This is a genomic window from Rhizobium giardinii bv. giardinii H152, from assembly GCF_000379605.1.
GTDB lineage: Bacteria > Pseudomonadota > Alphaproteobacteria > Rhizobiales > Rhizobiaceae > Pararhizobium > Pararhizobium giardinii.
Map to the genome: position 1 here is coordinate 201,274 of NZ_KB902691.1, position 25,712 is coordinate 226,985.

18 protein-coding genes are annotated in these 25,712 nt (G+C 63.3%); 13 read left to right on the forward strand and 5 right to left on the reverse strand.

What is annotated here, in order from left to right:
- Window positions 1-25: 25 nt before the first annotated feature.
- From A3AY_RS0122575 to A3AY_RS0122630, 11 genes are all read left to right on the forward strand, one after another.
- The gene (locus tag A3AY_RS0122575) at window positions 26-904 is read left to right on the forward strand and encodes a transglutaminase family protein (protein WP_018327956.1); all 879 of its coding nucleotides are present in this window, start codon (window positions 26-28) and stop codon (window positions 902-904) included.
- A gap of 511 nt (window positions 905-1,415) precedes the next feature.
- On the forward strand, window positions 1,416-3,881 hold the full coding sequence (locus A3AY_RS0122585; RefSeq protein WP_018327958.1) for a glycogen/starch/alpha-glucan phosphorylase: 2,466 nt from the start codon (window positions 1,416-1,418) through the stop codon (window positions 3,879-3,881).
- Complete coding sequence (glgB, locus tag A3AY_RS0122590; protein ID WP_018327959.1) at window positions 3,878-6,088, forward strand: 1,4-alpha-glucan branching protein GlgB; 2,211 nt, start codon at window positions 3,878-3,880, stop codon at window positions 6,086-6,088. Before A3AY_RS0122585 ends, glgB begins: the two co-directional genes overlap by 4 nt.
- A gap of 123 nt (window positions 6,089-6,211) precedes the next feature.
- Window positions 6,212-7,471: a glucose-1-phosphate adenylyltransferase gene (glgC, locus tag A3AY_RS0122595; RefSeq protein ID WP_018327960.1), complete on the forward strand. Its 1,260-nt coding sequence runs from the start codon at window positions 6,212-6,214 to the stop codon at window positions 7,469-7,471.
- Between the two features lie 3 nt (window positions 7,472-7,474).
- A complete protein-coding gene (gene glgA / locus A3AY_RS0122600; protein WP_018327961.1) occupies window positions 7,475-8,914 on the forward strand; it encodes a glycogen synthase GlgA in 1,440 nt (479 codons plus the stop codon).
- A gap of 6 nt (window positions 8,915-8,920) precedes the next feature.
- Entirely contained in the window at window positions 8,921-10,549 is a 1,629-nt protein-coding gene (locus A3AY_RS0122605; protein ID WP_018327962.1) for an alpha-D-glucose phosphate-specific phosphoglucomutase, read from the forward strand.
- Window positions 10,550-10,910: 361 nt separating this feature from the next.
- Window positions 10,911-12,701 carry a methyl-accepting chemotaxis protein gene (locus A3AY_RS0122610; RefSeq protein ID WP_018327963.1) on the forward strand — a complete coding sequence of 597 codons (1,791 nt, stop codon included), beginning with the start codon at window positions 10,911-10,913 and terminating at the stop codon, window positions 12,699-12,701.
- Window positions 12,701-13,180, forward strand: coding sequence for a chemotaxis protein CheW (locus A3AY_RS0122615; protein WP_018327964.1), 480 nt, complete (start codon window positions 12,701-12,703; stop codon window positions 13,178-13,180). Before A3AY_RS0122610 ends, A3AY_RS0122615 begins: the two co-directional genes overlap by 1 nt.
- A gap of 361 nt (window positions 13,181-13,541) precedes the next feature.
- Window positions 13,542-15,515, forward strand: a complete 1,974-nt coding sequence (gene glgX / locus A3AY_RS0122620; protein WP_026203723.1) for a glycogen debranching protein GlgX — start codon at window positions 13,542-13,544, stop codon at window positions 15,513-15,515.
- A gap of 79 nt (window positions 15,516-15,594) precedes the next feature.
- Window positions 15,595-16,083 carry a MaoC family dehydratase gene (locus A3AY_RS0122625; protein ID WP_018327966.1) on the forward strand — a complete coding sequence of 163 codons (489 nt, stop codon included), beginning with the start codon at window positions 15,595-15,597 and terminating at the stop codon, window positions 16,081-16,083.
- Window positions 16,076-17,149 carry a DUF2332 domain-containing protein gene (locus tag A3AY_RS0122630; protein ID WP_018327967.1) on the forward strand — a complete coding sequence of 358 codons (1,074 nt, stop codon included), beginning with the start codon at window positions 16,076-16,078 and terminating at the stop codon, window positions 17,147-17,149. The genes A3AY_RS0122625 and A3AY_RS0122630 overlap by 8 nt, the downstream gene beginning before the upstream one ends.
- A 205-nt stretch (window positions 17,150-17,354) precedes the next feature.
- Here A3AY_RS0122630 and soxG read toward each other — a convergent pair whose 3' ends face one another.
- Genes soxG through A3AY_RS0122650 form a run of 4 tightly spaced genes read right to left on the reverse strand, consistent with a single transcriptional unit; the run spans window position 17,355 to window position 22,510 of the window.
- The gene (gene soxG, locus A3AY_RS0122635; RefSeq protein WP_018327968.1) at window positions 17,355-17,918 is read right to left on the reverse strand and encodes a sarcosine oxidase subunit gamma family protein; all 564 of its coding nucleotides are present in this window, start codon (window positions 17,916-17,918) and stop codon (window positions 17,355-17,357) included.
- Window positions 17,911-20,904: a sarcosine oxidase subunit alpha gene (locus tag A3AY_RS0122640; protein ID WP_018327969.1), complete on the reverse strand. Its 2,994-nt coding sequence runs from the start codon at window positions 20,902-20,904 to the stop codon at window positions 17,911-17,913. Before A3AY_RS0122640 ends, soxG begins: the two co-directional genes overlap by 8 nt.
- A complete protein-coding gene (locus A3AY_RS0122645) occupies window positions 20,901-21,245 on the reverse strand; it encodes a sarcosine oxidase subunit delta (RefSeq protein ID WP_018327970.1) in 345 nt (114 codons plus the stop codon). The genes A3AY_RS0122640 and A3AY_RS0122645 overlap by 4 nt, the downstream gene beginning before the upstream one ends.
- Before the next feature lie 11 nt (window positions 21,246-21,256).
- The gene (locus A3AY_RS0122650) at window positions 21,257-22,510 is read right to left on the reverse strand and encodes a sarcosine oxidase subunit beta (RefSeq protein WP_018327971.1); all 1,254 of its coding nucleotides are present in this window, start codon (window positions 22,508-22,510) and stop codon (window positions 21,257-21,259) included.
- Window positions 22,511-22,925: 415 nt separating this feature from the next.
- On the opposite strand from A3AY_RS0122650, the gene rpsU reads away from it, so the two are divergent.
- Both rpsU and A3AY_RS0122660 read left to right on the forward strand, forming a co-directional pair.
- Window positions 22,926-23,162 (forward strand): 30S ribosomal protein S21, encoded by a 237-nt coding sequence (gene rpsU / locus A3AY_RS0122655; RefSeq protein WP_018327972.1) that lies wholly within the window; start codon window positions 22,926-22,928, stop codon window positions 23,160-23,162.
- 251 nt (window positions 23,163-23,413) lie between these two features.
- Window positions 23,414-24,334 (forward strand): tetratricopeptide repeat protein, encoded by a 921-nt coding sequence (locus A3AY_RS0122660; RefSeq protein WP_083926018.1) that lies wholly within the window; start codon window positions 23,414-23,416, stop codon window positions 24,332-24,334.
- A 37-nt stretch (window positions 24,335-24,371) separates the two neighbouring features.
- On the opposite strand, the gene A3AY_RS35875 is transcribed toward A3AY_RS0122660, so the two are convergent.
- Window positions 24,372-25,700 carry a GGDEF domain-containing protein gene (locus A3AY_RS35875; protein WP_154663323.1) on the reverse strand — a complete coding sequence of 443 codons (1,329 nt, stop codon included), beginning with the start codon at window positions 25,698-25,700 and terminating at the stop codon, window positions 24,372-24,374.
- Window positions 25,701-25,712: the final 12 nt, after the last annotated feature.

A 25,712-nucleotide genomic window follows, 5' to 3' on the forward strand; every position in this document is an offset into this window, starting at 1 on the left:
CTCTTGTGCCGAAACTGAGAGTTCCATGCTCTACGACATCAATCTGCGGATCACTTATACCTACGAAGTCCCCGTTTCCGGCGGCCGGCATGTCGTTCGCGTGCTGCCCGTCTCGCTGCAGGACCGCCAGCGACTGGTGGCGGGCACGGTCACCTGCACGCCGACGCCGGAGGAGCGCCGGGATAGCGGCGATTTCTTCGGCAATCCCTCGACGTCGATCCTGTTTCGCAAACAGCATGAAAAGCTGGTGATCCGCATGCAGGCGCGGGTCCAGCTCGAGCCCCAGCCATTGACCGCCGATTTTTCGCCGGACCTTGCGGCCTTTCCGGCAGAGATCGGCGACGTCTGGTCGCTGGACGCCGATTCGCCGCACCATTTCCTCGGCGCCAGCCCGCGCCTGCCCGAGGATACGGCGATCGCCTCCTATGCCCAGGCCATTGCCAAGCCGGGCATGACGATCCGCCAGATCGCCACCGCCATCTGCGACCAGATCCACAAGGACTTCACCTACGACCCGAAGGCGACGACCGTCGATACGACACCGCGCGAGGCCTTCAAGCTGAAGCGTGGCGTCTGCCAGGATTTCACCCATGTGATGATCACCGCGCTGCGCAGCCTCGGCATACCCGCCGGCTATGTCAGCGGCTTCCTGCGCACCATCCCGCCGCCGGGCAAGGAACGTCTCGAAGGCGCCGATGCCATGCATGCGTGGGTGCGTTTCTGGTGCGGAAGCACCACCGGATGGATGGAACTCGACCCCACCAACAATATTGCTGCCGGACTGGATCACATCGTCGTCGGCCACGGCCGCGACTACAGCGACGTTGCACCCGTCATTGGCGTGTTGAAAAGCTACGGATCGCACAAGACGGAGCAGGCCGTGGATGTCATTCCGTTGCAATGATCCCCGCTGGCGTCCCTCTTTCGCACACCGCAGCCCCCTCGACGCCCTGCATTTGCAGGCACCATAAAACTCCAATCAATTCCGACGAATGATTTGAACAAGCTCGTAAGACTCTCTGCGGCGCCGACGGACAATATGTACGCCTCGTAAAGTAACTCGCGATAGAGCGCCCAAGCCCGTCGGGCCATCCCCTTGAAAAGATGGCCGCTGCGGCTCCCAGCCTTGGACAGGACCGGGCCATTTTTGCGTGGCAATTCACCGGGTGCGGAGGCGATGCAGCCCCGCTGCCGGCGACAGTTCGAACCGTATGGAGCGACCGCCGCGCCGCGCCGCAGGGTCGCTTCGTCGGCCTGCCGCGGCTTGAAACCGCCCATACCGCGCCGCTGGATTCAATTTTCATCTTATTGAAAACGCTATTGCAAGCGCTTCGTATCGGTGCATAAATCGCTGATATGCCCCGTTGGTGTTCGCCTCCGGTCTCCCAAACCGCAAGAGAGGGTAAGCCTTTTTCATGATCGATCGTTTGCACAACGAAAAGATTCCGAGTGCCGCCCCCCGGGCCTCGAACTCCGAAGTTCTCGCCAAGGAAATTATCGAGCGCCTGACCTACCGCATCGGCAAGGATCCGAAAGTCGCCAAGCCGCATGACTGGCTGACGGCCGCGATCCTGGTCGTGCGCGACCGCATCACCGACAACTGGATGGAATCGACGCGCAAGACCTATTCCACCAATGCCAAGCGCGTTTACTATCTATCGCTCGAATTCCTGATCGGCCGCCTGATGCGCGACGCCGTCACCAATATCGGCCTGATGGACGAACTGCGCGACGCGCTCGCCTCCTTTGGCGTCGATCTCGACGTCATCGCGACGCTGGAGCCCGATGCAGCGCTCGGCAATGGCGGTCTGGGCCGTCTCGCCGCCTGTTTCATGGAATCCATGGCGACCGTCGACATCCCGGCCTATGGCTACGGCATCCGTTACGTCCACGGCCTCTTCCGCCAGCAAATGGCCGACGGCTGGCAGGTCGAACTGCCGGAAACCTGGCTTGCGCACGGCAATCCCTGGGAATTCGAGCGCCGCGAAAGTTCCTATGAAATAGGCTTCGGCGGTTCGGTCGAAACCGTCAATGTCGATGAGGAAGTGACCCGCTACGTCTGGAAACCGGCCGAGCGCGTCATCGCCACCGCCTGCGACACGCCGGTGGTCGGCTGGCGCGCCAAGCGCGTCAACACGCTGCGGCTTTGGACCGCCCATCCGATCGATCCGATCCTGCTCGACGCCTTCAATGCCGGCGACCACATCGGCGCTCTGCGCGAAAGCAACAAGGCCGAAAGCCTCGCCCGCGTGCTTTATCCGGCCGATGCCACCCCGGCCGGCCAGGAGCTACGCCTGCGCCAGGAATTCTTCTTCTCCTCCGCCTCGCTGCAGGACATCCTGCGCCGTCATCTTCAGCAATATCCCGACTTCACCTCCCTGCCGGACAAGGTCGCCATTCAGCTCAACGACACGCACCCGGCGGTGTCGGTTGCCGAGCTCGTTCGCCTGCTGACCGACGTCCACGGCATGGATTTCGAAGCGGCCTGGGATATCGCCCGCCATACCTTCTCCTACACCAACCACACGCTGCTGCCCGAAGCGCTGGAAACCTGGCCGGTGCCACTGTTCGAGCGGCTTCTGCCGCGCCACATGCAGATCGTCTATGCGATCAACGCCAAGATCCTGCTCGAGGCCCGCAAGCAGAAGGCCCACAGCGACCGGGAAGTCCAAAACATTTCCCTGATCGACGAGAGCGGCGACCGCCGGGTGCGCATGGGCAATCTCGCCTTTGTCGGCTCGCACTCGATCAACGGCGTCTCGGCCCTCCATACGGAGCTGATGAAGGAAACCGTCTTCGCCGACCTGCATCGGCTCTATCCGGAACGCATCAACAACAAGACCAACGGCATCACCCCTCGCCGCTGGCTGATGCAGTGCAATCCGGAGCTGGTGACCCTCATTCGCGGCGCCATCGGCGATGAATTCATGGACAATACCGAGGCCTTGCAGGCGCTCGATCCCTTCGCCGACAAGCCCGATTTCCAGGAGAAATTCGCCGCGATCAAGCGTGCCAACAAGGTCAAGCTCGCCCAGCTGGTGCAAAGCCGCATGGGCATCCGGCTCGATCCGTCGGCGATGTTCGACATCCAGATCAAGCGGATCCACGAGTACAAGCGCCAGTTGCTCAACATCGTCGAGGCGATCTCGCTCTACGACCAGATCCGCTCTCATCCGGAAAAGGACTGGGTGCCGCGGGTGAAACTCTTCGCCGGCAAGGCGGCGCCGAGCTATCACAATGCCAAGCTGATCATCAAGCTCGCCAACGACGTCGCCCGCGTGATCAACAACGACCCCGCCGTGCGCGGCCTTTTGAAGGTCGTCTTCATCCCGAACTACAACGTCTCGCTCGCCGAGATCATGGTGCCCGCTGCCGACCTGTCGGAACAGATTTCCACCGCCGGCATGGAAGCGTCGGGAACCGGCAACATGAAGTTCGCGTTGAACGGTGCACTGACGATCGGAACGCTGGATGGCGCCAATGTCGAAATGCGCGACTGGGTCGGCGCGGACAACATCAAGATCTTCGGGATGACGGCGGAGGAAGTCTCCAAGGTGCGCGCCGAGGGGCACAATCCCCGCGCCATCATCGAGCAATCGCGCGAACTCTCGCAGGCATTGCAGGCGATTGCCTCGGGCGTTTTCTCGCCCGACGATCGCAACCGCTTCTCCGGGCTGATCGACGGCATCTACAATCACGACTGGTTCATGGTGGCGGCCGATTTCGACGCCTATGCCAAGGCCCAGCGCGAGGTTGATGCGATCTGGACCGACACGGCCATCTGGTATTCCAAGACCATCCGCAACACCGCGCGGATGGGCTGGTTCTCCTCCGACCGCACAATCCGGCAATATGCCGGGGAAATCTGGAGAGCCGGATGACAACAGTGCCGAACGACGCCACGCCTACCGTTCCGCCAGCCAGCCTGTCGACGGAAGAGATTGCGGCGATCCTCGCTGGCACTCACAGCAATCCGTTCGCCGTTCTCGGCGTGCATCAGGCGGGCAAGGACTTCGTTGCCCGCTGCTTCATCCCCGGCGCCGAAACGGTGACAGCCGAGACACTGGCCGGCAAGGAGCTCGGTGCCCTTGCCCGTCGGGACGATGCCGGCTTCTTCGAAGGCCTGATCGCCACCAAAAAGATCCAGCCGGTCCGCTACCGGGCCCGCAACGAGGGCGGCGAGTGGACCGTCACCGATCCCTACAGCTTCGGCCCCGTGCTCGGGCCGATGGACGACTATTACATCCGCGAAGGCTCGCATCTGCGCCTCTTCGACAAGATGGGCGCGCATCCGCTCAAGCATGACGGCGCCGATGGCTTTCACTTTGCCGTCTGGGCGCCGAATGCGCGGCGTGTCTCGGTGGTTGGCGATTTCAACAATTGGGATGGCCGGCGCCACGTCATGCGGCTTCGCCAGGACACCGGCATCTGGGAAATCTTCGTTCCGGATATCCAGGCAGGCGCGATCTACAAATACGAGATCGTCGGCAAGAACGGCGAGGTGCTGCCGCTGAAGGCCGACCCCTTCGCCCGGCGCTCGGAACTGCGCCCGAAGAACGCCTCGATGACAACCGGCGAAATAAACCAGGCCTGGGAGGACGCAGCGCACCGGGCGCATTGGGCAAGCGTCGACGCGCGCCGCCAGCCGATCTCGATCTACGAGGTCCATGCCGGCTCCTGGCAGCGCCGCGACGATGGCGAGATGCTGAGCTGGGACGAACTTGCCGACCGGCTGATCCCCTATTGCGTCGACATGGGCTTCACCCATATCGAGTTCTTGCCCGTCACCGAATATCCCTTCGATCCCTCCTGGGGCTACCAGACGACCGGGCTCTATTCGCCGACCGCCCGCTTCGGCGAGCCGGAGGGCTTTGCCCGCTTCGTCAACGGTGCCCACAAGGTCGGCATCGGCGTCATTCTCGACTGGGTGCCGGCGCATTTCCCGACCGACGCCCACGGGCTGCGCTGGTTCGACGGCACCGCCCTTTACGAGCATGAGGACCCGCGCCAGGGCTATCATCCCGACTGGAACACCGCGATCTACAATTTCGGCCGCGCCGAGGTGTTTTCCTACCTCGTCAACAATGCGCTCTACTGGGCCGAGAAGTTCCACCTCGACGGCCTGCGCGTCGATGCCGTCGCCTCGATGCTTTACCTCGACTATTCGCGCAAGCACGGCGAATGGGTGCCGAACGAATATGGCGGCAACGAGAATCTCGATGCCGTCCGCTTCCTGCAGACGATGAACAAGGAAGTCTACGGCAGCCACCCCGGCATCATCACCATTGCCGAGGAATCCACCTCCTGGCCCAAGGTCTCGCATCCGGTTCATACCGGAGGCCTCGGTTTCGGCTTCAAGTGGAACATGGGCTTCATGCACGACACGCTGCAATATTTCCAGCGCGAACCGGTGCACCGCAAGTTTCACCACAACGACCTGACCTTCGGCCTGCTCTATGCCTTCAGCGAGAATTTCGTACTGCCGCTCTCCCATGACGAGGTGGTGCACGGCAAGGGCTCGCTGATCGCCAAGATGGCCGGCGACGACTGGCAGAAATTCGCCAATCTGCGCGCCTACTACACCTTCATGTGGGGCTATCCGGGCAAGAAGCTCTTGTTCATGGGACAGGAATTCGCCCAGTGGCGCGAATGGTCGGAAGACCGCGCGCTCGACTGGAACCTGCTCGAATATCCGCTGCACGAAGGCATGCGCCGGCTGGTACGGGATCTCAACGGCACCTATCGCAACAAGGCCACACTGCATGGCCGCGATTGCGAGGGCGACGGCTTCGAATGGCTGATCGCCGACGACCGCGACAACTCGGTCTTTGCCTGGCTGCGCAAGGCGCCCGGCGAAAAACTGATCGCCGTCGTTGCCAACCTGACCCCGGTCTACCGGGAGAGCTACACCATCCCGCTGCCCGTGGAGGGGCGGTGGAAGGAAATCCTCAACAGCGACGCCGAAATCTATGGCGGCAGCGGCAAAGGCAACGGAGGCGCCGTCCAGGCAACGAAGAACAGCGCAGGTGTCACAACGGCCACCATCACCCTGCCGCCTCTGGCGACACTGATGTTGGAGCAGGATTAGCGCACGCAAAGGCGGGCTCCCAAGGCCTGTCCAGGCCGTGTGAGGCAAGAATATTGGGAGACTATGCCGGTCCGAGGAGATTGGCAGACCTCTCCGGAACCATACTATCGGGAGGAAAAATCAATGGAAAAACGCAGCCAGCCCCTCGCCCGTGACGCCATGGCCTATGTGCTCGCCGGCGGCCGCGGCAGCCGCCTCAAGGAATTGACTGATCGTCGCGCCAAGCCCGCGGTCTATTTCGGCGGCAAGGCCCGCATCATCGACTTCGCGCTGTCGAATGCGCTCAATTCCGGTATCCGCCGCATCGGCGTCGCAACCCAGTACAAGGCGCATTCGCTGATCCGCCACCTGCAGCGCGGCTGGAACTTCTTCCGCCCCGAACGAAACGAAAGCTTCGACATCCTGCCGGCCTCGCAGCGCGTGTCCGAAACGCAGTGGTACGAAGGCACCGCCGACGCGGTCTACCAGAACATCGACATCATCGAGGATCACGGCGTCGAATACATGGTCATCCTCGCCGGCGACCATATCTACAAGATGGACTATGAATTGATGCTGCAGCAGCACGTCGATTCCGGCGCCGACGTCACCATCGGCTGCCTGGAAGTGCCGCGCATGGAAGCGACCGGCTTCGGCGTCATGCATGTCGACGACAAGGACCAGATCATCGCCTTCGTCGAAAAGCCGGCCGACCCGCCGGGCATTCCCGGCAATCCGGAGATGGCGCTCGCCTCGATGGGCATCTATGTCTTCCACACCAAATTCCTGATGGAAGTGCTGCGCCGCGATGCCGCCGACCCGTCCTCCTCGCGCGATTTCGGCAAGGACATCATCCCCTACATCGTCCAGCACGGCAAAGCCGTCGCCCACCGTTTCAACCAGTCCTGCGTCCGCTCCGATTTCGAGCGCGAGGCCTATTGGCGCGACGTCGGCACGATCGACGCCTACTGGCAGGCCAATATCGACCTCACCCATGTCACGCCGGAGCTCGACATATACGACAGCACCTGGCCGATCTGGACTTTCGCCGAGATCAAGCCGCCGGCGAAGTTCGTCCATGACGACGAGAATCGCCGCGGCTCGGCAACCTCTTCGCTCGTCTCCGGCGACTGCATCATTTCCGGCGCGGCATTGAACCGCAGCATGCTGTTCACCGGCGTCCGCGTAAATTCCTTCTCCCGCCTCGATGGCGCGGTGATCCTGCCCAACGTCAAGATCGGCCGGCATGCGCAGCTGAAGAATGTCGTCATCGACAGTCGCGTCGTCATTCCCGAAGGCCTCGTCGTCGGCGACGATCCGGAATTCGACGCCAAGCGCTTCCGCCGCTCGGAAAACGGCATCTGCCTGATCACCCAGGCGATGATCGATAAGCTGGACCTGTAAGGCATGGAAGTTCTTTCCGTCGCATCGGAAGTCTTTCCGCTGATCAAGACAGGGGGTCTCGCCGACGTGGCCGGCGCCCTGCCGGCAGCGCTGAAACCGCACGGCGTGCGCATGCGCACGCTGATGCCGGGCTATCCGGTCGTCATGCAGAAGCTCAAGAAGCCGCAGAAGGTCGGCGGCTTCACCAATCTCTTCGGCCATCCGGCCTCGATCCTCGCCGTCGATCATCGGGGCCTCGACCTTCTCGTGCTCGACGCGCCGGAGCTGTTCGATCGCGATGGCGGCCCCTATCTCGACAAGCGCGGTCTGGACTACACCGACAATTTCCGCCGCTTTGCCGCCCTTTCGCTGGCAGCCGCCGAGATCGCCGGGGGACTGCTGCCGAGCTGGAAGCCGGACCTGGTTCACGTGCACGACTGGCAGGCGGCGCTGACCCCCGTCTATATGCGCTTTGGCCCGGCCCATGGCATGCCAGTGGTGCTCACCATCCACAACATCGCTTTCCAGGGCCAGTTCGGCCCGGAGGTCTTCCCCCAGCTGGCCTTGCCGCCGGAGGCCTTCTCCGTCAACTTCGTCGAGTATTTCGGCGATGTCGGCTTCCTCAAGGGAGGCCTCCAGACGGCGAACGCCATCACCACCGTCAGCCCCTCCTATGCCCAGGAAATCCTCACGGCTGAGTTCGGCATGGGCTTCGACGGCCTTCTGACGGCCCGCCTCTCCCACCTCAGCGGCATCGTCAACGGCATCGACACCGATGTCTGGAACCCGCAGACCGACCCGCATATCGCCGCGAACTACGGCCCGACGACGCTGAAGAAGCGCGAGATCAACCGCAAGGCCCTGTCGGAGCATTTCGGCTTCGACAATGCGCCCGGCCCGATCTTTTGCGTCGTCAGCCGGCTCACCTGGCAGAAGGGCATGGACGTGCTCGCAGAAGTGATCGACGACATCGTCGAGAATGGTGGCAAGCTTGCCGTGCTCGGCTCCGGCGATGCGGCGCTCGAGAGCGCCTTCCTGACCGCCGCCGCCCGCCATCCCGGCCGGGTTGGCATGGTCACCGGCTATAACGAGCCGCTGTCGCACCTGATGCAGGCAGGCGCCGACGCCATCCTCATCCCCTCGCGCTTCGAGCCTTGCGGCCTTACCCAGCTCTACGGCCTGCGCTACGGCTGCGTGCCGATCGTTGCCCACACCGGCGGCCTTGCCGACACGATCATCGACGCCAACGAGGCAGCGCTTGCGGCACGCGTCGCCACCGGCTTCCAATTCTCGCCCGTTTCTGCTGCAAGCTTGCGTCAGGCGCTTCGGCGCGCGTTCGCTACCTACCGGCAACCGAAGGTCTGGGCCCGCCTCCAGGCCCAAGGCATGAAATCAGACGTCTCCTGGGATTTGAGCGCGCATCGCTATGCCGATCTTTATTCCAGTCTTCTTGCGAAAGGCTAAGACCCTATGATCATCACCGTACAAACCACGCCCTATCTCGACCAGAAGCCTGGAACCTCCGGCCTGCGCAAGAAGGTGCCGGTTTTCGAGCAGAGGAACTATGCGGAGAATTTCATCCAGTCGATCTTCGATTCGCTGGACGGCTTCAAGGGCGACACGCTGGTGATCGGCGGCGACGGCCGTTACTACAACCGCGAGGTCATCCAGATCGCCATCAAGATGGCGGCCGCCAACGGCTTCGGCCGCGTGCTGGTCGGCCGCGGCGGCATCCTGTCGACGCCCGCCGCCTCCAACGTCATCCGCAAATACAAGGCGTTCGGCGGCATCGTGCTGTCGGCCAGCCACAATCCCGGCGGCCCGACCGAGGATTTCGGCATCAAGTACAATATCGGCAATGGCGGCCCGGCCCCGGAAAAGGTGACCGACGCGATCTTTGCCCGCACCAAGACCATCGACACCTACAAGATCGTCGATGTTCCCAACGTCAATCTCGATATCGAGGGCAGCCAGGACGTGGCCGGAATGGAGGTCGTGGTGATCAACCCGGTCTCCGACTATGCCGAGCTGATGGAAAAGCTGTTCGATTTCCCGGCGATCCGCCGTCTCCTGTCGAGCGGCTTCCGTATCGTCTTCGACGCCATGAGCGCCGTGACCGGCCCCTATGCCAAGGAAATTCTCGAAAACCGCCTCGGCGCCGCCAAGGGCTCGGTGCTCAACTTCATTCCGCTGCCCGATTTCGGCGGTCATCATCCCGACCCGAACCTCGTCCATGCCCGCGCCCTTTATGAAGAGATGATGGGCGAGGACGCCCCCGACTTCGGCGCCGCCTCCGACGGCGACGGCGACCGCAACCTGATCATCGGCAAGGGCATCTTCATCACCCCGTCAGACAGCCTCGCCATCCTCGCGGCCAATGCCACCTGTGCCCCGGGCTATTCCAAGGGGCTTGCCGGCATCGCCCGTTCGATGCCGACCAGTGCGGCCGCCGACCGCGTCGCCGAAAAACTCGGCATCGGCATGTACGAAACCCCGACCGGCTGGAAGTTTTTCGGCAACCTGATGGACGCCGGCATGGTCACCATCTGCGGCGAGGAAAGCGCCGGCACCGGCTCCAACCACGTGCGCGAGAAGGACGGCCTCTGGGCGGTGCTTTTGTGGCTCAACATCCTTGCCGTGCGTATGGAAAGCGTCGCCGAGATCACCCGCCAGCACTGGACCACCTACGGCCGCAACTATTATTCGCGCCACGATTATGAAGAGGTCGATTCGGATGCCGCAAACGGCCTGATGCAGGCGCTGCGCGACCAGCTCGCCACCCTGCCGGGCAAGAGCTTCGGCGCGCTCACGGTCGAGACCGCCGACGACTTTTCCTATAACGATCCGGTCGACAAGTCGGTCAGCAACAACCAGGGCATCCGTATCCTGTTCGAAGGTGGCTCGCGCGTCGTCTTCCGCCTTTCCGGCACCGGCACTTCAGGTGCGACGCTGCGCGTCTATATCGAACGCTACGAACCGGATGCCGACCGCCACCACTTCGAAACGCAGGAAGCGCTCGCCGACCTCATTGTCGTCGCCGACGAAATCGCCGGCATCAAGCAGCGGACGGGTCGGACGGAACCAAGCGTCATTACCTGAGCGGATGCCGCACGGCGTTTCCCGCCGCCCGGTCAACAGAACCCTTTGCGCGTCATATTTGACGCGCAAAGGGGAGCCGCTCGATCGGCTTTCCGGACGGGAGAGGTCCGCCGAGTGATGCCGTGCAGCACCTCTGGCATCGACCCGCGATTGCATCCTTCTTTGACCTCCCCCCAGAGGGGTGGTTCGCCTTGGCGTGAAAAGCAAAAAATATTCATTTTGATCGATATGGAGGCATGAGGCTTAGAACATTCATTTATTCTTAAGTATAGGCACCCACCATTCCCGTCAGAGAGGCACAGTTGTTCGCGACCATTTGAGGAGCGCGCATTCCACGCCGTGGCGATTTTTGGAGGACGATATGTTGGGATTTGGCGCAGGCTCGGATGCCAAGGCTGTACTGGAGGCGATGAGCAAATCTCAGGCGATCATCGAGTTCAAGCTTGACGGAACGATCATCACCGCGAACGAGAACTTCTGTCGCGCGCTCGGCTATCCGCTTTCGGAGATCGTCGGCAAGCACCACCGGATTTTCGTCGATCCTGCGGAAGTCGCAAGCACGGACTACCGCGATTTCTGGGCAAAGCTCGGCCGCGGCGAGTTCGATCGCCGGCAATACAAGCGCATCAGCAGGGATGGCGGCGAAGTCTGGATCGAGGCCTCCTACAATCCGGTGTTTCGCGGCGGAAAACCCTACAAGGTCGTGAAATTCGCCACCGATATCACCGCACAGAAGCTGAAGGCAGCCGAGGATAGCGGCAAGCTCGACGCCATTTCCCGCGCCCAGGCGATAATCGAGTTCACACCGAAGGGCGATATTCTTACCGCCAACGAAAATTTCCTGACCACGCTGGGCTATCAGCTGTCGGAAATTCAAGGCAAGCACCACGCGATGTTCTGCGAGCCCGGCTACACGAACAGCGACGAGTATCGCGGGTTCTGGGCCAGGCTTGCCTCCGGCAAATTTGTCGCGGATGAATTCCTGCGGATCGGCAAGGGGGGCAAGCGGGTCTATATCCAGGCATCCTACAACCCGATTTTCGACATGAACGGCAAGGTGTTCAAGGTGGTGAAATTCGCCACCGACGTCACGACACGGGTGAGCAATGTCGACCAACTGGCAAGCGCGCTGAACGCCCTGTCCGATGGCGACCTGACGCAGGCGCTCGATACACCGTTCCTGCCGACCCTGGAAAAGCTTCGCGTCGACTTCAACAGCGCCTCCTCGAAGCTGCGCGGCACGTTGCAGACGATCTCACAGAATGCCGGTGCGATCGCGGCGGCATCCCAGCAGATCCAGTCGGCCTCCAACGACCTCTCGAAACGCACGGAACAGCAGGCGGCCTCGGTGGAGGAGACCGCCGCGGCGCTCGAGGAAATCACCACGACCGTCGCCGACTCGAGCAACCGCGCCGAGGAAGCCGGGCAATTGGTGCGCAAGACCAAGGAAAACGCCGAGCATTCCGGCAATGTCGTCGGTCAGGCCGTCGAGGCCATGGGCAAGATCGAGAAGTCCGCGGGTGAAATTGCCAACATCATCGGCGTTATCGACGAGATCGCCTTCCAGACCAACCTCCTGGCGCTGAATGCCGGGGTCGAGGCCGCCCGCGCCGGGGATGCCGGAAAGGGCTTTGCCGTCGTCGCCCAGGAGGTCCGCGAACTCGCCCAGCGCTCGGCCAAGGCTGCAAAGGAAATCAAGGAACTGATCAACGCCTCCAACGAGCACGTCAAGAGCGGCGTCACGCTGGTCGGCGACACGGGCAAGGCCTTGCAGCAGATCGTCTCCCAGGTCGTCCAGGTGGATGGAAACGTCGGGGCGATCGTGGAGGCTTCCAAGGAGCAGGCCACGGGCCTCAAGGAAATCAACACCGCCGTCAACACGATGGACCAGGGCACGCAGCAGAATGCGGCAATGGTCGAGGAAACGACGGCCGCCGCCCACAGTCTTGCCCGGGAGGCCGAGCAATTGTTCCAGCTTCTCGGCGAGTTCAACATCGGCTCGGGAGCCGCGACACATCGCACCGCACCGGCGCAGGCCAGCCAGCATTCACGCCCTGTCGCATCCCCGGCGCGTCAGATGACGGCCAAGGTGGTCCAGGCATTCAACGGCAATGCGGCGCTCAAGGGCGGCGATAGCTGGGAGGAATTCTGATGGCGAAAGCGCAACACCTGGCCGGTCTCGTCGGCGATCAGATGGAAATCATCGCCTTTCGCCTGCAAGGGCAAGAATTCTGCGTCATGACCAGAACCATCCGCGAAATCCGCGGATGGTCACCCTCGACGCCGGTTCCGCGTTCGCCCCGGGAAATGCTTGGCGTTATGAACTTGCGGGGCCTTGTCATTCCGGTCATCGATCTGGCCACCAAGCTGGGAATGCCGGCAACGTCACCGAACGAACGCAGCGCGATTGTCGTGGCAGAGATCCACACCATGATCGTCGGGTTTCTGGTGGATCAGGTTTCCGATATCTTGACGGTCAATGGCAGCCAGATCCAGCCTATTCCGGATGTCGTCACATCCTTCAACGGAAATTTTTCCGATGGCATCATCACCCATGAAAACGGCATGATCTGCTTTCTCAATCTGGCGAGGATGTTTCCGGCAGACGAGACGCAAGCCTACGCGGCTTAGAGTATCCGTTAAATCAGACGCATTCTGCGGGGGTTAAAGAAACCATCCCGCTCATCCCCGCCTTAAAACCTGTGCGATGCCGTTCCGTCGTCGGCTACCCCGCGATGCGGGACCGGGGCGGGTGGCGAGAACCACGGCGGACTTTTCCGGGCGTGGGCAAAGGTATTTGCGGCAATGTCCAACCTGCCCTTGGGGACGCGACGAAGTCGCGGATGTACCCGGAGCTTCGCTTCCGCCTCGAGGGCAGGCTGAAAACAATCCGCTTGCAACGCGGCTCAAAGCAAGGACAAATCGCGGGGCAAACCAAGCTGGTATCAAATCTTCGTTCTTCATGCCGCCAGACCAATCCCAAGGTGACCCGATGCCTTCTCCGACTGCTCCCCTTCCCTTCGGCGCCACCATCGGAGCCGACGGCACGGTCTTTGCAGTCCACGCCTCGTCCGCCGCGGGCATCGAACTCTGCCTCTTTAATGAAAACGGCGAGAGCGAACTGCGCCGCCTGCCGATGCAGCGCGGCGAGGACGGCGTTCACAGCCTGACGGTCGCCGATGCCCCGGCCGGTACGCGCTACGGTTTTCGCGCCTGGGGCACCTACGCGCCGGATCAGGGCCTGTGGTTCGATCCCGCCAAGCTGCTGGTCGATCCCTATGCCCGCGAGCTCGACCGCCCCTTCCGCTACGATCCACGCCTGTCGGTGTTCGGCGACGAGACCGAAGATCTCGTGCCGAGGGCGATCGTCACGGCGCCGGTGACGGCGCAACTGGCTGCACCGCTTTTCCAGGCCGGCGGCCTGATCTACGAAGTCGCCGTCCGTCCCTTCACCCGGCTGCACCCGGAGATTCCGGCGAGCCTGCGCGGCACGGTCGGAGCGCTGGCGCATCCGGCTGTCATCGCCCACCTGAAACGCATCGGCGTCTCCGCCGTCGAGCTCATGCCGATCACCGCCTGGATCGACGAGCGCCATTTGCCGCCACTCGGCCTCACCAACGGCTGGGGCTACAATCCGATCGCCCTCATGGCGCTCGATCCGCGCCTCGTGCCCGGTGGCATGACGGAACTGCGTGATACCGTGGCGGCGCTGCATGCGGTAGGCATCGGCGTCATCCTCGATCTGGTCTTCAACCATTCTGGCGAGAGCGACCGGCTGGGCGCGACGCTCTCGATGCGCGGCCTCGACAACCCCACCTATTACCGCCACACCGAAGGGCAGCCCGGCGAACTCGTCAACGATACCGGCTGCGGCAATACGATTGCCTGCGACCACCCGGTCGTGCGCCGCCTGATCCTCGACAGCCTGCGCCACTTCGTCCGCTCCGCCGGCGTCGATGGCTTCCGCTTCGACCTCGGCTCCATCCTCGGGCGGGACATGGACGGCTTCCGCAGTGATGCCGCGCTTTTGACGGAAATGCTGGCCGATCCGCTCCTCAAGGACCGCATCATGATCGCCGAACCCTGGGACATCGGCCCCGGCGGCTATCAGCTCGGCAATTTCCCGGCCCCCTTCCTCGAATGGAACGACCGCGCCCGTGACGACCTGCGCCGCGCCTGGCGGGGCGACCGGCACGTCGTCGGCGATCTGGCAACCGCGCTGGCCGGCTCCTCCAGCATCTTCTCGCGGGGCGGCGGCACGGAAACGCGCAGCGTCAACTTCATCGCCGCCCATGACGGCTTCACGCTGATGGATCTCGTCTCCTATGCCGGCAAGCACAACGAGGCCAACGGCGAGCACAATCGCGACGGCCACAACGAAAATCACTCCTGGAACAATGGTGCCGAGGGTGCGACGGATAATCCGGAGGTCCTCGCCTTCCGCCGCCGCGACGTCATGGCCCTGCTCTCGACCTTGTTTGCCACGCGCGGCACGGTCATGCTGACGGCCGGCGACGAGGCCGGCCGCAGCCAGCACGGCAACAACAACGCCTATTGCCAGGATAACGAGATCACCTGGCTCGACTGGACCGCACTCGATGAGCATCTCATCGCCCACACCGCCGCCCTGTCGCAGATCCGCCGGCGCTTCGACGTTTTCCGCGGCACCGCCTTCTTCACCGGAAACGGCGATGTCGAATGGCTGAGGCTCGACGGCCAGCCGATGACCGTCGGCGATTGGGAAAGCCCCGCGACCGACAACCTGACGATGGTGCTTGTCACCGGCGACGCCGTGCAGAACCGAAGCACCCGGCTTGCCGTCGTGATCAACCGCAGCCATGCCCCGCAGCCCTTCCATCTGCCTGCGCGGCAGGACGCCCGGTGGCAGAGCCTCCTGCCCGCACACGAGGCCGGCAACGGCATGATCGCGGCGCGCAGCGTCGGTTTCCACGTCGAAATTTTATGAACCTCAATCGCGCCTGATTGTCGTTTTTCAAAAGAGCGGCATATAGAAGGCGGGGGAATGTTTTTGATCGGGAAAGAGAATGCCGCAGGAAATTTCGCTGTCTGACGTCAAGGATCTGGTCGGCAAGGAAATCGGGGTTTCCGACTGGATCACGGTGACGCAGAAGATCATCGACGGTTTCGCCGACGCCACCGACGACCACCAGTTCATCCACACCGACCCGGTGCGGGCAGCCGCCGAAACGCCCTTCGGCGGCACGATCGCGCACGGCTTCCTGTCGCTCTCGCTGTTGTCGGCGATGAACTACAATTGCCTGCCCAAGGTGCGCGAGCAGACCATGGGCATCAATTACGGCTTCGACAAGGTGCGCTTCATGACGCCGGTGAAGTGCGGCGCGAGGGTGCGCGGCCGCTTCACCATGGCCGAAGCCCGCTTCCGCGGCGCCGGCATGCTGATGGTCACCTATGACGTCACCGTCGACATCGAAGGCGAGCGCAAGCCGGCGCTCACCGCCAACTGGCTGACCATCATCCAGTTCGACCCGAAGGACCGGCCAGCCGATGCCTGAGCGGTCGGCGACGGATGAGGCGGTGCGTCTCGCTTTCACCCAGCAGGCAAGTGCCTGCCGGGGTCTCGGCTCGCCCTTCACCGCAAGTCTCTGCGCGCTTGCCGCCGAAAGGCTCTCCGCGAGCCATGCGGTCGGCGAAAAGATCCTTTCATGGACGGGTGATCCCACGCCCAGTGGCGATTCGGTGCCGCTTCGCCTCGCCGGCGCGCTGCATGCCCTGGTGCTCGCGGGTCTCGACCGCGCCCTCGCCGAAGTCTACCCGCCGAATACCGCAGAACCGGACGAGCTCTGGAACGCCGTCGAAAACGCCTGCCGCACCCATGCGACCTTCATCATCGATCGTCTGAAATCCGCCCCGCAGACCAACGAGGTCCGCCGCTCCGCCGCCCTTCTCCCCGGTTTTCTGGTCATTTCCAGCCTGTTCGGGAAGCCACTGGTGCTTTCGGAAATCGGTGCCAGTGCGGGCCTGAACCTGCAGTGGGATCGCTATGCCTACCGGCTCGGCGCCCTTCCTTGGGCAACCGGGCCGTCGCCGGTGGTCATCGCGCCGGAATGGAGGGGCCCCAACCCGCCGGATGTGCCGGTTCATGTCGCCGGCCGCGCCGGCTGCGACCTCAATCCGCTGGATCCGGCCCGCGAGGAGGACGCCCTGCGGCTCCTCTCCTACATCTGGGCCGACCAGACCGATCGGCTGGACCGCACGCGCCTCGCGCTCGCCATCGCCGCTGCCCGTCACCAGACCGTCGAAAAGGCGGACGCCGTGGACTGGCTGGAGCAGCGCCTTGGACAGGTTCACGCAGATCGGGTCCATGTGATCTATCACACCATCGCCTGGCAGTACCTGCCGCAACCCTTGCAGAAAAAGGGCGAAGCGCTGATCAGCATGGCGGGAGCGCGCGCAACGCCGGCCGCACCGCTGGCGCGGCTGCAGATGGAAGCGGATGACCAGAAACACAGCGCCGCGCTGACCCTGCAGATCTGGCCGCCAGGCGAAAAACACCTGATCGGCCGCGCCGATTTTCATGGCCGCTGGGTGGAATGGACCGGCTGGCCCGGCCTGCATTGAGGCCGATTGGCTCCGGTATCGTGGCCAATGCCCCTCACCCGCTTGTGGGGAGAGGCGATGACCGAGTTCGCCGCTTGTCCCTTCGCCCCGTTTACGGGGAGAAGGTGCCCGCCCTACTTCTCAAACAAAGAGGGGCGGATGAGGGGCAAACAATGTCGGCGCATATCAACAAATTAACCGAACCCGCATAAGCCCGGCATGACGATCAATTCCCCGCGTCCTCGGCGGCTTCGTTCAGAAGCCCCGAAACGTAGGGTGCGAACGAGCGCCAGCACTCGACCCGGAACGTATCCTCGGCGGTGCGGAAGAGCACCACTTCCGCCTTGCCGAGAACGGTGCGCGAGCAGGCGCCGACCGGGAAGATGCCGAGCGACAGATCCTGCGGGCAGCCGCCATTGATCGCCACCTCGGCGCCGCGGCCCCTGACGATAACGGCGGTGTTGCGGTGGGAAATATCGGTCGCCGAATGGAGCACGCCGCTCGATGCGACGGCGCCCATCATGTCGGCCCCGTTCTCGTCGATGACCAGCCACTCGTCCGGCCCGAGCCACAGCGCATGGCGGCCATGCGCGGAAGCGGAGGTTTTGGGCCGCGTGGGAAGCGACAGGCCGAGCGCGAGGGAAAGCGCCGAAACGGCGTCCGGCTTGGCCCGCAGCGACAGGCGGGTGGCCGGGGCTGCGGCCGAAAGGCTCGCAGCGCCGGAGCCGCCATGGAAGCCGGCGAGCGGCAGGGTACGGGTAGCGAGATCAGCCCCAATCAGATCAGCCATTGATGCGGCCTCCTTCCTTGTCAAAGAACACCATGTCGCTCACCTCGACGGCGATCGTCCTGTCGGGCATCGGCACGTAGAGCGTCTCGCCGAGCCTCGCCTTGCCGGCGGCGACGAGCGCCAGCGCGATCGACCGGCCGCAATTCTCCGACCAGTAGGACGAGGTGACATGCCCTATCATCGTCATCGGCAGCGCCTGGTTCGGATCGGCAACGATCTGCGCGCCCTCCTCGAGCACGACCTTCGGATCCTTGGTCAGGAGGCCCACCAGCTGCTTGCGGCCATCGGCCACCAGATCGGGACGGCGCAGGCCGCGGATGCCGACGAAGTCCGTCTTCTTCTTGCCGACCGCCCAGCCGAGCGACGCGTCGTCCGGCGTCACCGTGCCGTCGGTGTCCTGGCCGACGATGATGTAGCCCTTCTCGGCGCGCAGGATGTGCATCGTCTCGGTGCCGTAGGAGCAGGCGCCCATCGGTTCCGCCCGCTCCCAGATCGCAGCCCACACGGCCGGCCCGAAATCGGCGGGCACGTTGACTTCAAAGCCGGTTTCGCCGGTGAACGACATGCGGAACAGCCGGGTCGGCACGCCGCAGATCTTGCCTTCGCGAACGCTCATATGCGGGAAGGCTTCGTTGGAAAGATCGATGCCTTCGACCAGCGGCGCGATGATCTCGCGGGCCTTGGGTCCCTGCACGGCGATGACGGCCCACTGCTCGGTGGCCGACGTCAGCCAGACGTTCAGATGCGGGAACTCGGTCTGGAGATAGTCTTCCATGTGGTTCATGACGCGGGCAGCACCGCCCGTCGTCGTCGTTACATGGAACCGGTCCTCGGCCATGCGACCGACGACACCGTCGTCATAGACGAATCCGTCTTCGCGCAGCATGATGCCGTAGCGGCAGCGGCCGGGCTTCAGCGTATCCCAGCTGTTGGTGTAGATCAGGTTGAGGAACTGCGCCGCATCCGGACCGACGACCTCGATCTTGCCAAGCGTCGAGGCGTCGAAGATGCCGGCGACGTCACGCACGGTCTTGCATTCGCGGTTGACCGCCTGATGCATGTCCTCGCCGGCGCGCGGATAGTACCAGGCGCGCTTCCACTGGCCGACATCCTCGAACACCGCGCCCTGGGCTTCTTCCAGAGCGTGCATCGGCGTCTTGCGGGTCGGGTCGAACAGCTCGCCGCGCGAGTGGTTGATCAGCGCGCCGAAGGTCACCGGCGTATAGGGTGCACGGAAGGTGGTGAGGCCGACCTTCGGGATTTCGCGGCCGAGCGTTTCGGCAGCGATCGCCAGGCCATGGATGTTGGACAATTTGCCCTGGTCGGTCGCCATGCCGTTGGTGGTGAAGCGCTTGATATGCTCGATCGAGTGCATGCCTTCGCGCACGGCAAGGCGGATATCCTTGGCACAGACGTCGTTCTGGAAATCGATGAAGGCCTTGACGGTCGTGTCCGGTCCGGCCCCTTCGGCCGCCCCGGCCATGCCGCCGGTCCAGGCAAAGGCATTGGTGCCGTGAACCTCGACCTTCTGCGCGGCGGTAAAGCCCGATGCGTTCGACATCAGTTCGCCGGCCGCCAGCGATTCCTCGATGGTTGCCTGCAGGTCGTTGGTGCCGTTGCAGGCGCCGACGGAAAGGCAATCCTGCGCGTAGGTGCCGGGCAGGAAGCGCTGGCTTTCGTGATCGTAGGCGACCTTGCCGCGCGACTGCGAGAACATGTGCACCGATGGGGTCCAGCCGGCCGAGACCAGGAGGGCGTCGATGGCGATCGAACGGCCGCGGCCGCCGCCGTTGCGGGCAACCGACATCGACGAGACGCGCAGCTTGCCGGCGGTATCGACGACGGCGTGGCCGGCGAGAACCTCGATGCCGAGCTTGCGCGCCTCGGCCAGAACCGCCTCGCCCGGCTTCTCGCGGCTGTCGACGATCGCCGCAACCGTGATGCCGGCGCGCTTGAGGTCGAAGGCGGCCTCATAGGCGGAATCGTTGGCAGTATAGACGCCGACCTTTTTGCCGACGGCAACGCCGAAATGATTGAGGAAGGTGCGCGCGGCCGACGCCAGCATGATGCCGGGGCGGTCGTTGTTGGCGAACACCATATGACGCTCGATTGCCCCGGTGGCGATGATGACGCGCTTGGCGCGGACCTGCCAGAGGCGTTCGCGCGGCAGCTTCCTGTCGGGCTTGGCCAGATGTTCGGTGACGCGCTCCGTCAGGCCGACGAAGTTCTGGGCGTAGTAACCGAACGCGGTCGTGCGCGGCAGGACGGTGACGTTCTCCATTCCGGCCAGTTCGGCAGCCGTCGCTTGAGCCCAGGTGAAGCCCTCGATCCCGTTGATGGTGACGCTCTTGTCGTAATGCAGCGCACCGCCGACTTCTGCCTGCTCGTCGCAGATGATGACGCGCGCACCGGTCTTGGCGGCGGCTAGTGCGGCCGAGAGGCCGGCGACGCCGGCGCCGATCACCAGCACGTCGCAATGGGCGTAGCGGCTGGAATAGTGGTCGGTGTCGTCCTCGGTCGGCGAGACGCCGAGACCGGCGGCGGCGCGGATCCGCGGCTCATAGACGTGCTTCCAGGCCTGCTTCGGCCACATGAAGGTCTTGTAGTAGAAGCCGGCGGCGAAGAAGGGCGACAACAGGTTGTTGACCGCACCGACATCGAAGGAAAGCGACGGCCAGCGGTTCTGCGAAATCACCTTCATGCCGTCGAAGACTTCCTGAACCGTGGCACGCACGTTCGGCTGCTTGCGGGCAGCATCACGCTCGACGCCGATCAGGGCATTCGGCTCCTCGGCCCCTGCCGAGACGATGCCGCGCGGGCGATGATACTTGAAGGAGCGGCCGACGAGATGGACGCCGTTGGCAAGGAGCGCAGAGGCGACCGTGTCGCCTTCAAGCGCCGCGAAGCTCTTGCCGTCGAAGACGAAACGCGCAGTCTTTGCAGGGGTGAGACGGCCTGCACCGGGGATACGATTGGCGCCGCTCATTTCGCGTTCGACTCCGTGGCTTCATAGGTTTCGACGGTGGCTTCCGTGGCCGGGCGCAGCGTGCTGATATCGGGCTTCGGCAGGCCGGCCTTGTAGGTCGTCACGAACTTATCGCTGACCGTGTCGCGGGCGGCGTTGAAGAAACGGCCGCAGCCGTTCAGATGCCGCCAGCGCTCATAGGTCAGGCCCTTGACATTGTCGCGCAGGAAAAAGAACGCCTCGAATTCCTCGTCGGTCATCTCGGTCATGTTTGTGGGGCGGGCGATATGGGCGTCGCCGGCCTGGCGGAATTCGAGCTCGGAACGCTCTTCCTCGCAATAGGGGCAATAAATCAGAAGCATGGTGTTTCCCCTTAGTGCGCAACGGCGGCGGCTGCCGCTTCGTCGATCAGGCGGCCGGTGCGGAAGCGTTCCAGCGTGAACGGCGCGTTGATCCTGTGCGGCGCGTCATTGGCGATTGTGTGGGCGAAGACATTGGCCGAGCCCGGCGTTGCCTTGAAGCCGCCGGTGCCCCAGCCGCAGTTGACGTAGAGGCCGGGAACCGGCGTCTTGGCGAGGATCGGCGAGCGGTCCGGCGTCACGTCGACGATGCCGCCCCAGGAGCGCATCATCTTCATGCGGCGGAAGATCGGGAAGAGTTCGCAGATCGCGTCCAGCGTATGGGTGATGATCTGCAGGCCGCCGGTCTGGGAATAGGAGGAATACTGGTCGGTGCCGGCACCGATGACCAGTTCGCCCTTGTCGGACTGGGAGATATAGGCATGCACCGTGTTCGACATGACGACGCAGGGGAAGATCGGCTTGACCGGCTCCGACACCAGCGCCTGCAGCGGATAGCTGACGAGCGGCATGCGCACATCGGCCATCTCCATCAGCACCGAGGTGTGGCCGGCAGCGACGACGCCGACCTTCTTGGCGCCGATGTAACCGCGATTGGTCTCGACGCCGGCAATCGCGCCGTTGGCATGGCGGCGAAGGCCGGTGACCTCACAGTTCTGGATGATGTGCACGCCGCGGTCGGCGGCCGCGCGGGCATAGCCCCAGGCGACGGCGTCGTGGCGGGCCGTGCCGCCGCGCCGCTGCAGGGCAGCGCCGTTGATCGGATAGCGGGCCGTGCGGGAAATATCGAGCGGCGGGCAGAATTCCTTGGCCTGCTCGGGCGTCAGCCATTCATTGTCGATGCCGTTCAGCCGGTTGGCGTGAATGTGGCGCTTGAACACCTGCTGGTCATGAATGTTGTGCGACAGCATCATGACGCCGCGCGCCGAATACATGACGTTGTAGTTCAGGTCCTGGCTGAGGTCGTCCCAAAGCTTCAGCGCATGGTCGTAGATGCCGGCGCTTTCGTCATAGAGATAGTTGGAGCGGATGATGGTGGTGTTGCGGCCGGTATTGCCGCCGCCGAGCCAGCCCTTCTCGAGCACGGCGATATTGGTGATGCCGTGCTCCTTGGCGAGGTAGTAGGCCGTGCCGAGGCCATGGCCGCCGGCGCCGATGATGATGACATCATATTCCTTGCGCGGCTCGGGCGACGTCCACTGCGCCTCCCATCCCCTGTGGCCGCGCATCGCTTCGCGAGCGACAGCAAAAACCGAATATTTGCGCATCCGCCTTCACACTCCGTAGATCCTGCCGTAAGGCCGGTGAATTTCCCTGGTCGACGCTAGAAATCGCAAATCCCGAACTTCCGCAACGTTTCTTTTGCGACGCGAGACGGCGCGAGTCGCACGAGTTGCGACATGCCGCATTATTGATTCCCGATCACGATATTCTGGCGCGCGACCGGGCTGGACCTGACACGCGTCATATGGCGCCGTCATGACCGGCAAGCGGCTTTGCCGGAAAACCACGGCATTCCGGCAAAATTGATAGGGCCCGGACAACTCGCGTCTGGACTTTGACGGATCGATCTGGTATCCGCTCTCATCAATCGTAGGGCTTCCGGCTCTGCGAACCTATTTTATTGCCTCGTTGACCTGACTTCATGAGGCGATCACTCGAAACCAAAGGAACGGGATTAACGTGCAGGTACTAGTCCGCGACAACAACGTCGATCAAGCGCTTCGCGCACTCAAGAAGAAGATGCAGCGCGAAGGCATTTTCCGCGAAATGAAGATGCGCGATTACTACGAGAAGCCGTCCCAGAAGCGCGCCCGCGAAAAGGCTGAAGCCGTTCGCCGCGTTCGCAAGCTGGCTCGCAAGCGCGCACAGCGCGAAGGTCTTGTTACGGGCGGCCGCACTGCGGCTCCGGCACGCTGATCCGCGCTTCCCGCGCATAGCACGCGTAAGTCCGGCGGGGGCGACATGGTCGCCGCCGCCTTTTCTGTTTGAAGCGCCACATCAGGCCGATTCAAACCTTGTGTGGCCGGACGATATCCGGACACATGCCGCTAGTGCGCGAGGCGCGCTAAATGTCTGCGGACATGGAGCCGGCATCCACAGAGATGCGTGTAAGTCGCTCCTGTTGAAACTGCGCATGGCGATCCGGGAAGCCACTGCAAGCCCGGACCATGCGCCCGAGGCTTCGCTTAATTGAGGGAACAATCTTGACATTGACTGCCAAGACTGCGGATTTTTCCGATCATTCCGGCCTGTGCGCCGCCCGCCGGAGCGGTTTTGCTCTTGCCTCCATGCTGGCGGTCACCGCGGCACTGGCGCTTTCGGGCTGCACCACGGCGGAAACGTCCAGCGACATGATGCGCGTCGAACGGGCCCAAGGGTCCGAGCAGAATATCGCCTCCCTCTCCGGCGTGATCTCGGCCAATCCGAGCGATCCGGAAGGTTACAACGTCCGCGGCTCGGCTTACGGCCGCGCCGGCGAGTTCCGTCGCGCGCTTGCCGACTTCAACAAGGCCATCGAGCTCAATCCGCGCTTCTACCAGGCCTACGCCAACCGGGCGCTGGTCGAACGCAACATGGGCGACCAGGCGGCGGCGCAGGCCGACTACAACACGGCCCTGCAGATCAATCCGCGTTATGACGTCGCCTTCATCGGCCGCGGCAACCTGTATCGCCAGGCCGGCCAGCTGGATCAGGCCTTCAGCGATTTCAACAAGGCGATCGAACTCGACACTACCGACCCGCGCGCCTACCACAATCGCGGCCTGATCTTCCAGGCGCGCAAGCAGCACACCCAGGCGATCGAGGACTTCTCGACGGCCATCTCGCTGGCGCCGAATTCACCCGAGCCCTACAACGGCCGTGGAATCTCCTATGTCGCCCTGGACGACGACGACAATGCGTTTTCCGACTTCAACACCGCGATCAACCTCAACGGCAAGATCGCCGAATCCTGGGCCAACCAGGCGCTCGTCTATGAGCGCCGCGGCGACAAGGCGAAGGCCGCGAAGTCCTATTCCTATGCGCTCAAGCTCGATCCGAAATACGAGCTTGCCCGTAGCGGCCTCGCCCGCGTCAAGGCAGGCGCCTGACGAGAAAAATGCGCGGCGGGGATGCGACCCGCGCCGCTCATGCGACCGCAGCCGCCGGCAGCAGGCGCTCGACCGATGTGCGATCGCGCCCTTGCCGTTTGGCCTCGTAAAGCAACTGGTCGGCTCGATCGAGAGCGGACCAGGCTGTCTCCTGCGGCAGCAACAGGACACCTCCGACACTGACCGTCACGAAAGCGCTGATATCGGAAGTGGCATGATCGATACGGAGCCGCCGCACGTCGGCGCAGAGCTGATCCGCGCGGTCCTTCAGCGACGCTGCCCCGCAATCGTACAGTACAAGCGCGAACTCCTCGCCGCCCATGCGCGCGGCCATATCGAGCGGACGACGCGCGAAGGCTTCCAGACATGACGCCACGCGCTGCAATGCCAGATCGCCGGCCTGATGCCCATAGCGATCGTTGTAACGCTTGAAAAAATCGACATCGAGCAACAGCAGGCCGACCGGCACGTTTTCCCGCCGGGCTTGCTGACGGATCATCTCGAGTTGCTCGTCAAAACCACGCCGATTGGCAAGCCCGGTCAGCGGATCGAGCGACGCCTGTTCCTTGAGAATGCCCCGCAAGAGGAATTGCTCCCGATGCGCACGCTCCCGGAGATAGCCGCCTACTCCCGAGAAGATCAACATCAACAGCAGCATGGCGTTGAATTGCTGCCCCTGCAGCTCCACCGGCAGCAGCCAGTATCGTATTGCGAAGGCGATGGCGACAACGCCGGCTGCCAGCACAATGCTGTGACGGAAGCGGAGCCCCAGCGGAGAGAACGCTCCCATGACGAACAGAAGTTGGGCGAACTCGGCATGGCCGAGATGGTTGCGCTTGTAAAGGCAGACCGACACCGCCCCACACACCGCAAGCGTCAGCATAGCAACGACCGACAAGGGCGCCACGCGCGGCGCGGCGCGCTGTCGATGGCAAATATAAAGGCAGCCAAGCAGAACCAGGATCGTCACCAACCGGCTCGTCAGAATACCCCACATATCGGGGGTAAGATCGGGAAAACGCTCCACCGGCAGCCGTACCAGATCGGAGACCCCGAACAGGATGACGAAGGCCAGGGAGAAAACCGCGCTAACCATCGCCGGCCGGCGCTGATCCCTGCCGATCTGCAACGCGTATTCGCGCTCCATCTCGCCCTGGAACCGCAAACACCCGATCCCCACGTCGAGCTGCCGGGCGTAGCGCCCGATCCGGGAGCCACCGAATTGCGAAGATGAATTCATGATCCTCTTTCGGCCAGCCATTGCGGGTGGCAACCAACGATTATGCGAGGACAGTTGAATTTCGATTAAAAATGCCGGGCGGGAAGGAAGATCGGAGACGGGAACAGTGTAGTGCCGCTCGAACAAGCGGCACTACAG

Excerpts from the sequence above, each read along its gene's own strand:
- A3AY_RS0122575 (WP_018327956.1), top strand. The coding sequence starts at position 26 with ATGCTCTACGACATCAATCTGCGGATCACTTATACCTACGAAGTCCCC.
- A3AY_RS0122585 (WP_018327958.1), top strand. The coding sequence starts at position 1,416 with ATGATCGATCGTTTGCACAACGAAAAGATTCCGAGTGCCGCCCCCCGG.
- glgB (WP_018327959.1), top strand. The coding sequence starts at position 3,878 with ATGACAACAGTGCCGAACGACGCCACGCCTACCGTTCCGCCAGCCAGC.
- glgC (WP_018327960.1), top strand. The coding sequence starts at position 6,212 with ATGGAAAAACGCAGCCAGCCCCTCGCCCGTGACGCCATGGCCTATGTG.
- glgA (WP_018327961.1), top strand. The coding sequence starts at position 7,475 with ATGGAAGTTCTTTCCGTCGCATCGGAAGTCTTTCCGCTGATCAAGACA.
- A3AY_RS0122605 (WP_018327962.1), top strand. The coding sequence starts at position 8,921 with ATGATCATCACCGTACAAACCACGCCCTATCTCGACCAGAAGCCTGGA.
- A3AY_RS0122610 (WP_018327963.1), top strand. The coding sequence starts at position 10,911 with ATGTTGGGATTTGGCGCAGGCTCGGATGCCAAGGCTGTACTGGAGGCG.
- A3AY_RS0122615 (WP_018327964.1), top strand. The coding sequence starts at position 12,701 with ATGGCGAAAGCGCAACACCTGGCCGGTCTCGTCGGCGATCAGATGGAA.
- glgX (WP_026203723.1), top strand. The coding sequence starts at position 13,542 with ATGCCTTCTCCGACTGCTCCCCTTCCCTTCGGCGCCACCATCGGAGCC.
- A3AY_RS0122625 (WP_018327966.1), top strand. The coding sequence starts at position 15,595 with ATGCCGCAGGAAATTTCGCTGTCTGACGTCAAGGATCTGGTCGGCAAG.
- A3AY_RS0122630 (WP_018327967.1), top strand. The coding sequence starts at position 16,076 with ATGCCTGAGCGGTCGGCGACGGATGAGGCGGTGCGTCTCGCTTTCACC.
- soxG (WP_018327968.1), bottom strand. The coding sequence starts at position 17,918 with ATGGCTGATCTGATTGGGGCTGATCTCGCTACCCGTACCCTGCCGCTC.
- A3AY_RS0122640 (WP_018327969.1), bottom strand. The coding sequence starts at position 20,904 with ATGAGCGGCGCCAATCGTATCCCCGGTGCAGGCCGTCTCACCCCTGCA.
- A3AY_RS0122645 (WP_018327970.1), bottom strand. The coding sequence starts at position 21,245 with ATGCTTCTGATTTATTGCCCCTATTGCGAGGAAGAGCGTTCCGAGCTC.
- A3AY_RS0122650 (WP_018327971.1), bottom strand. The coding sequence starts at position 22,510 with ATGCGCAAATATTCGGTTTTTGCTGTCGCTCGCGAAGCGATGCGCGGC.
- A3AY_RS0122660 (WP_083926018.1), top strand. The coding sequence starts at position 23,414 with ATGCGCCCGAGGCTTCGCTTAATTGAGGGAACAATCTTGACATTGACT.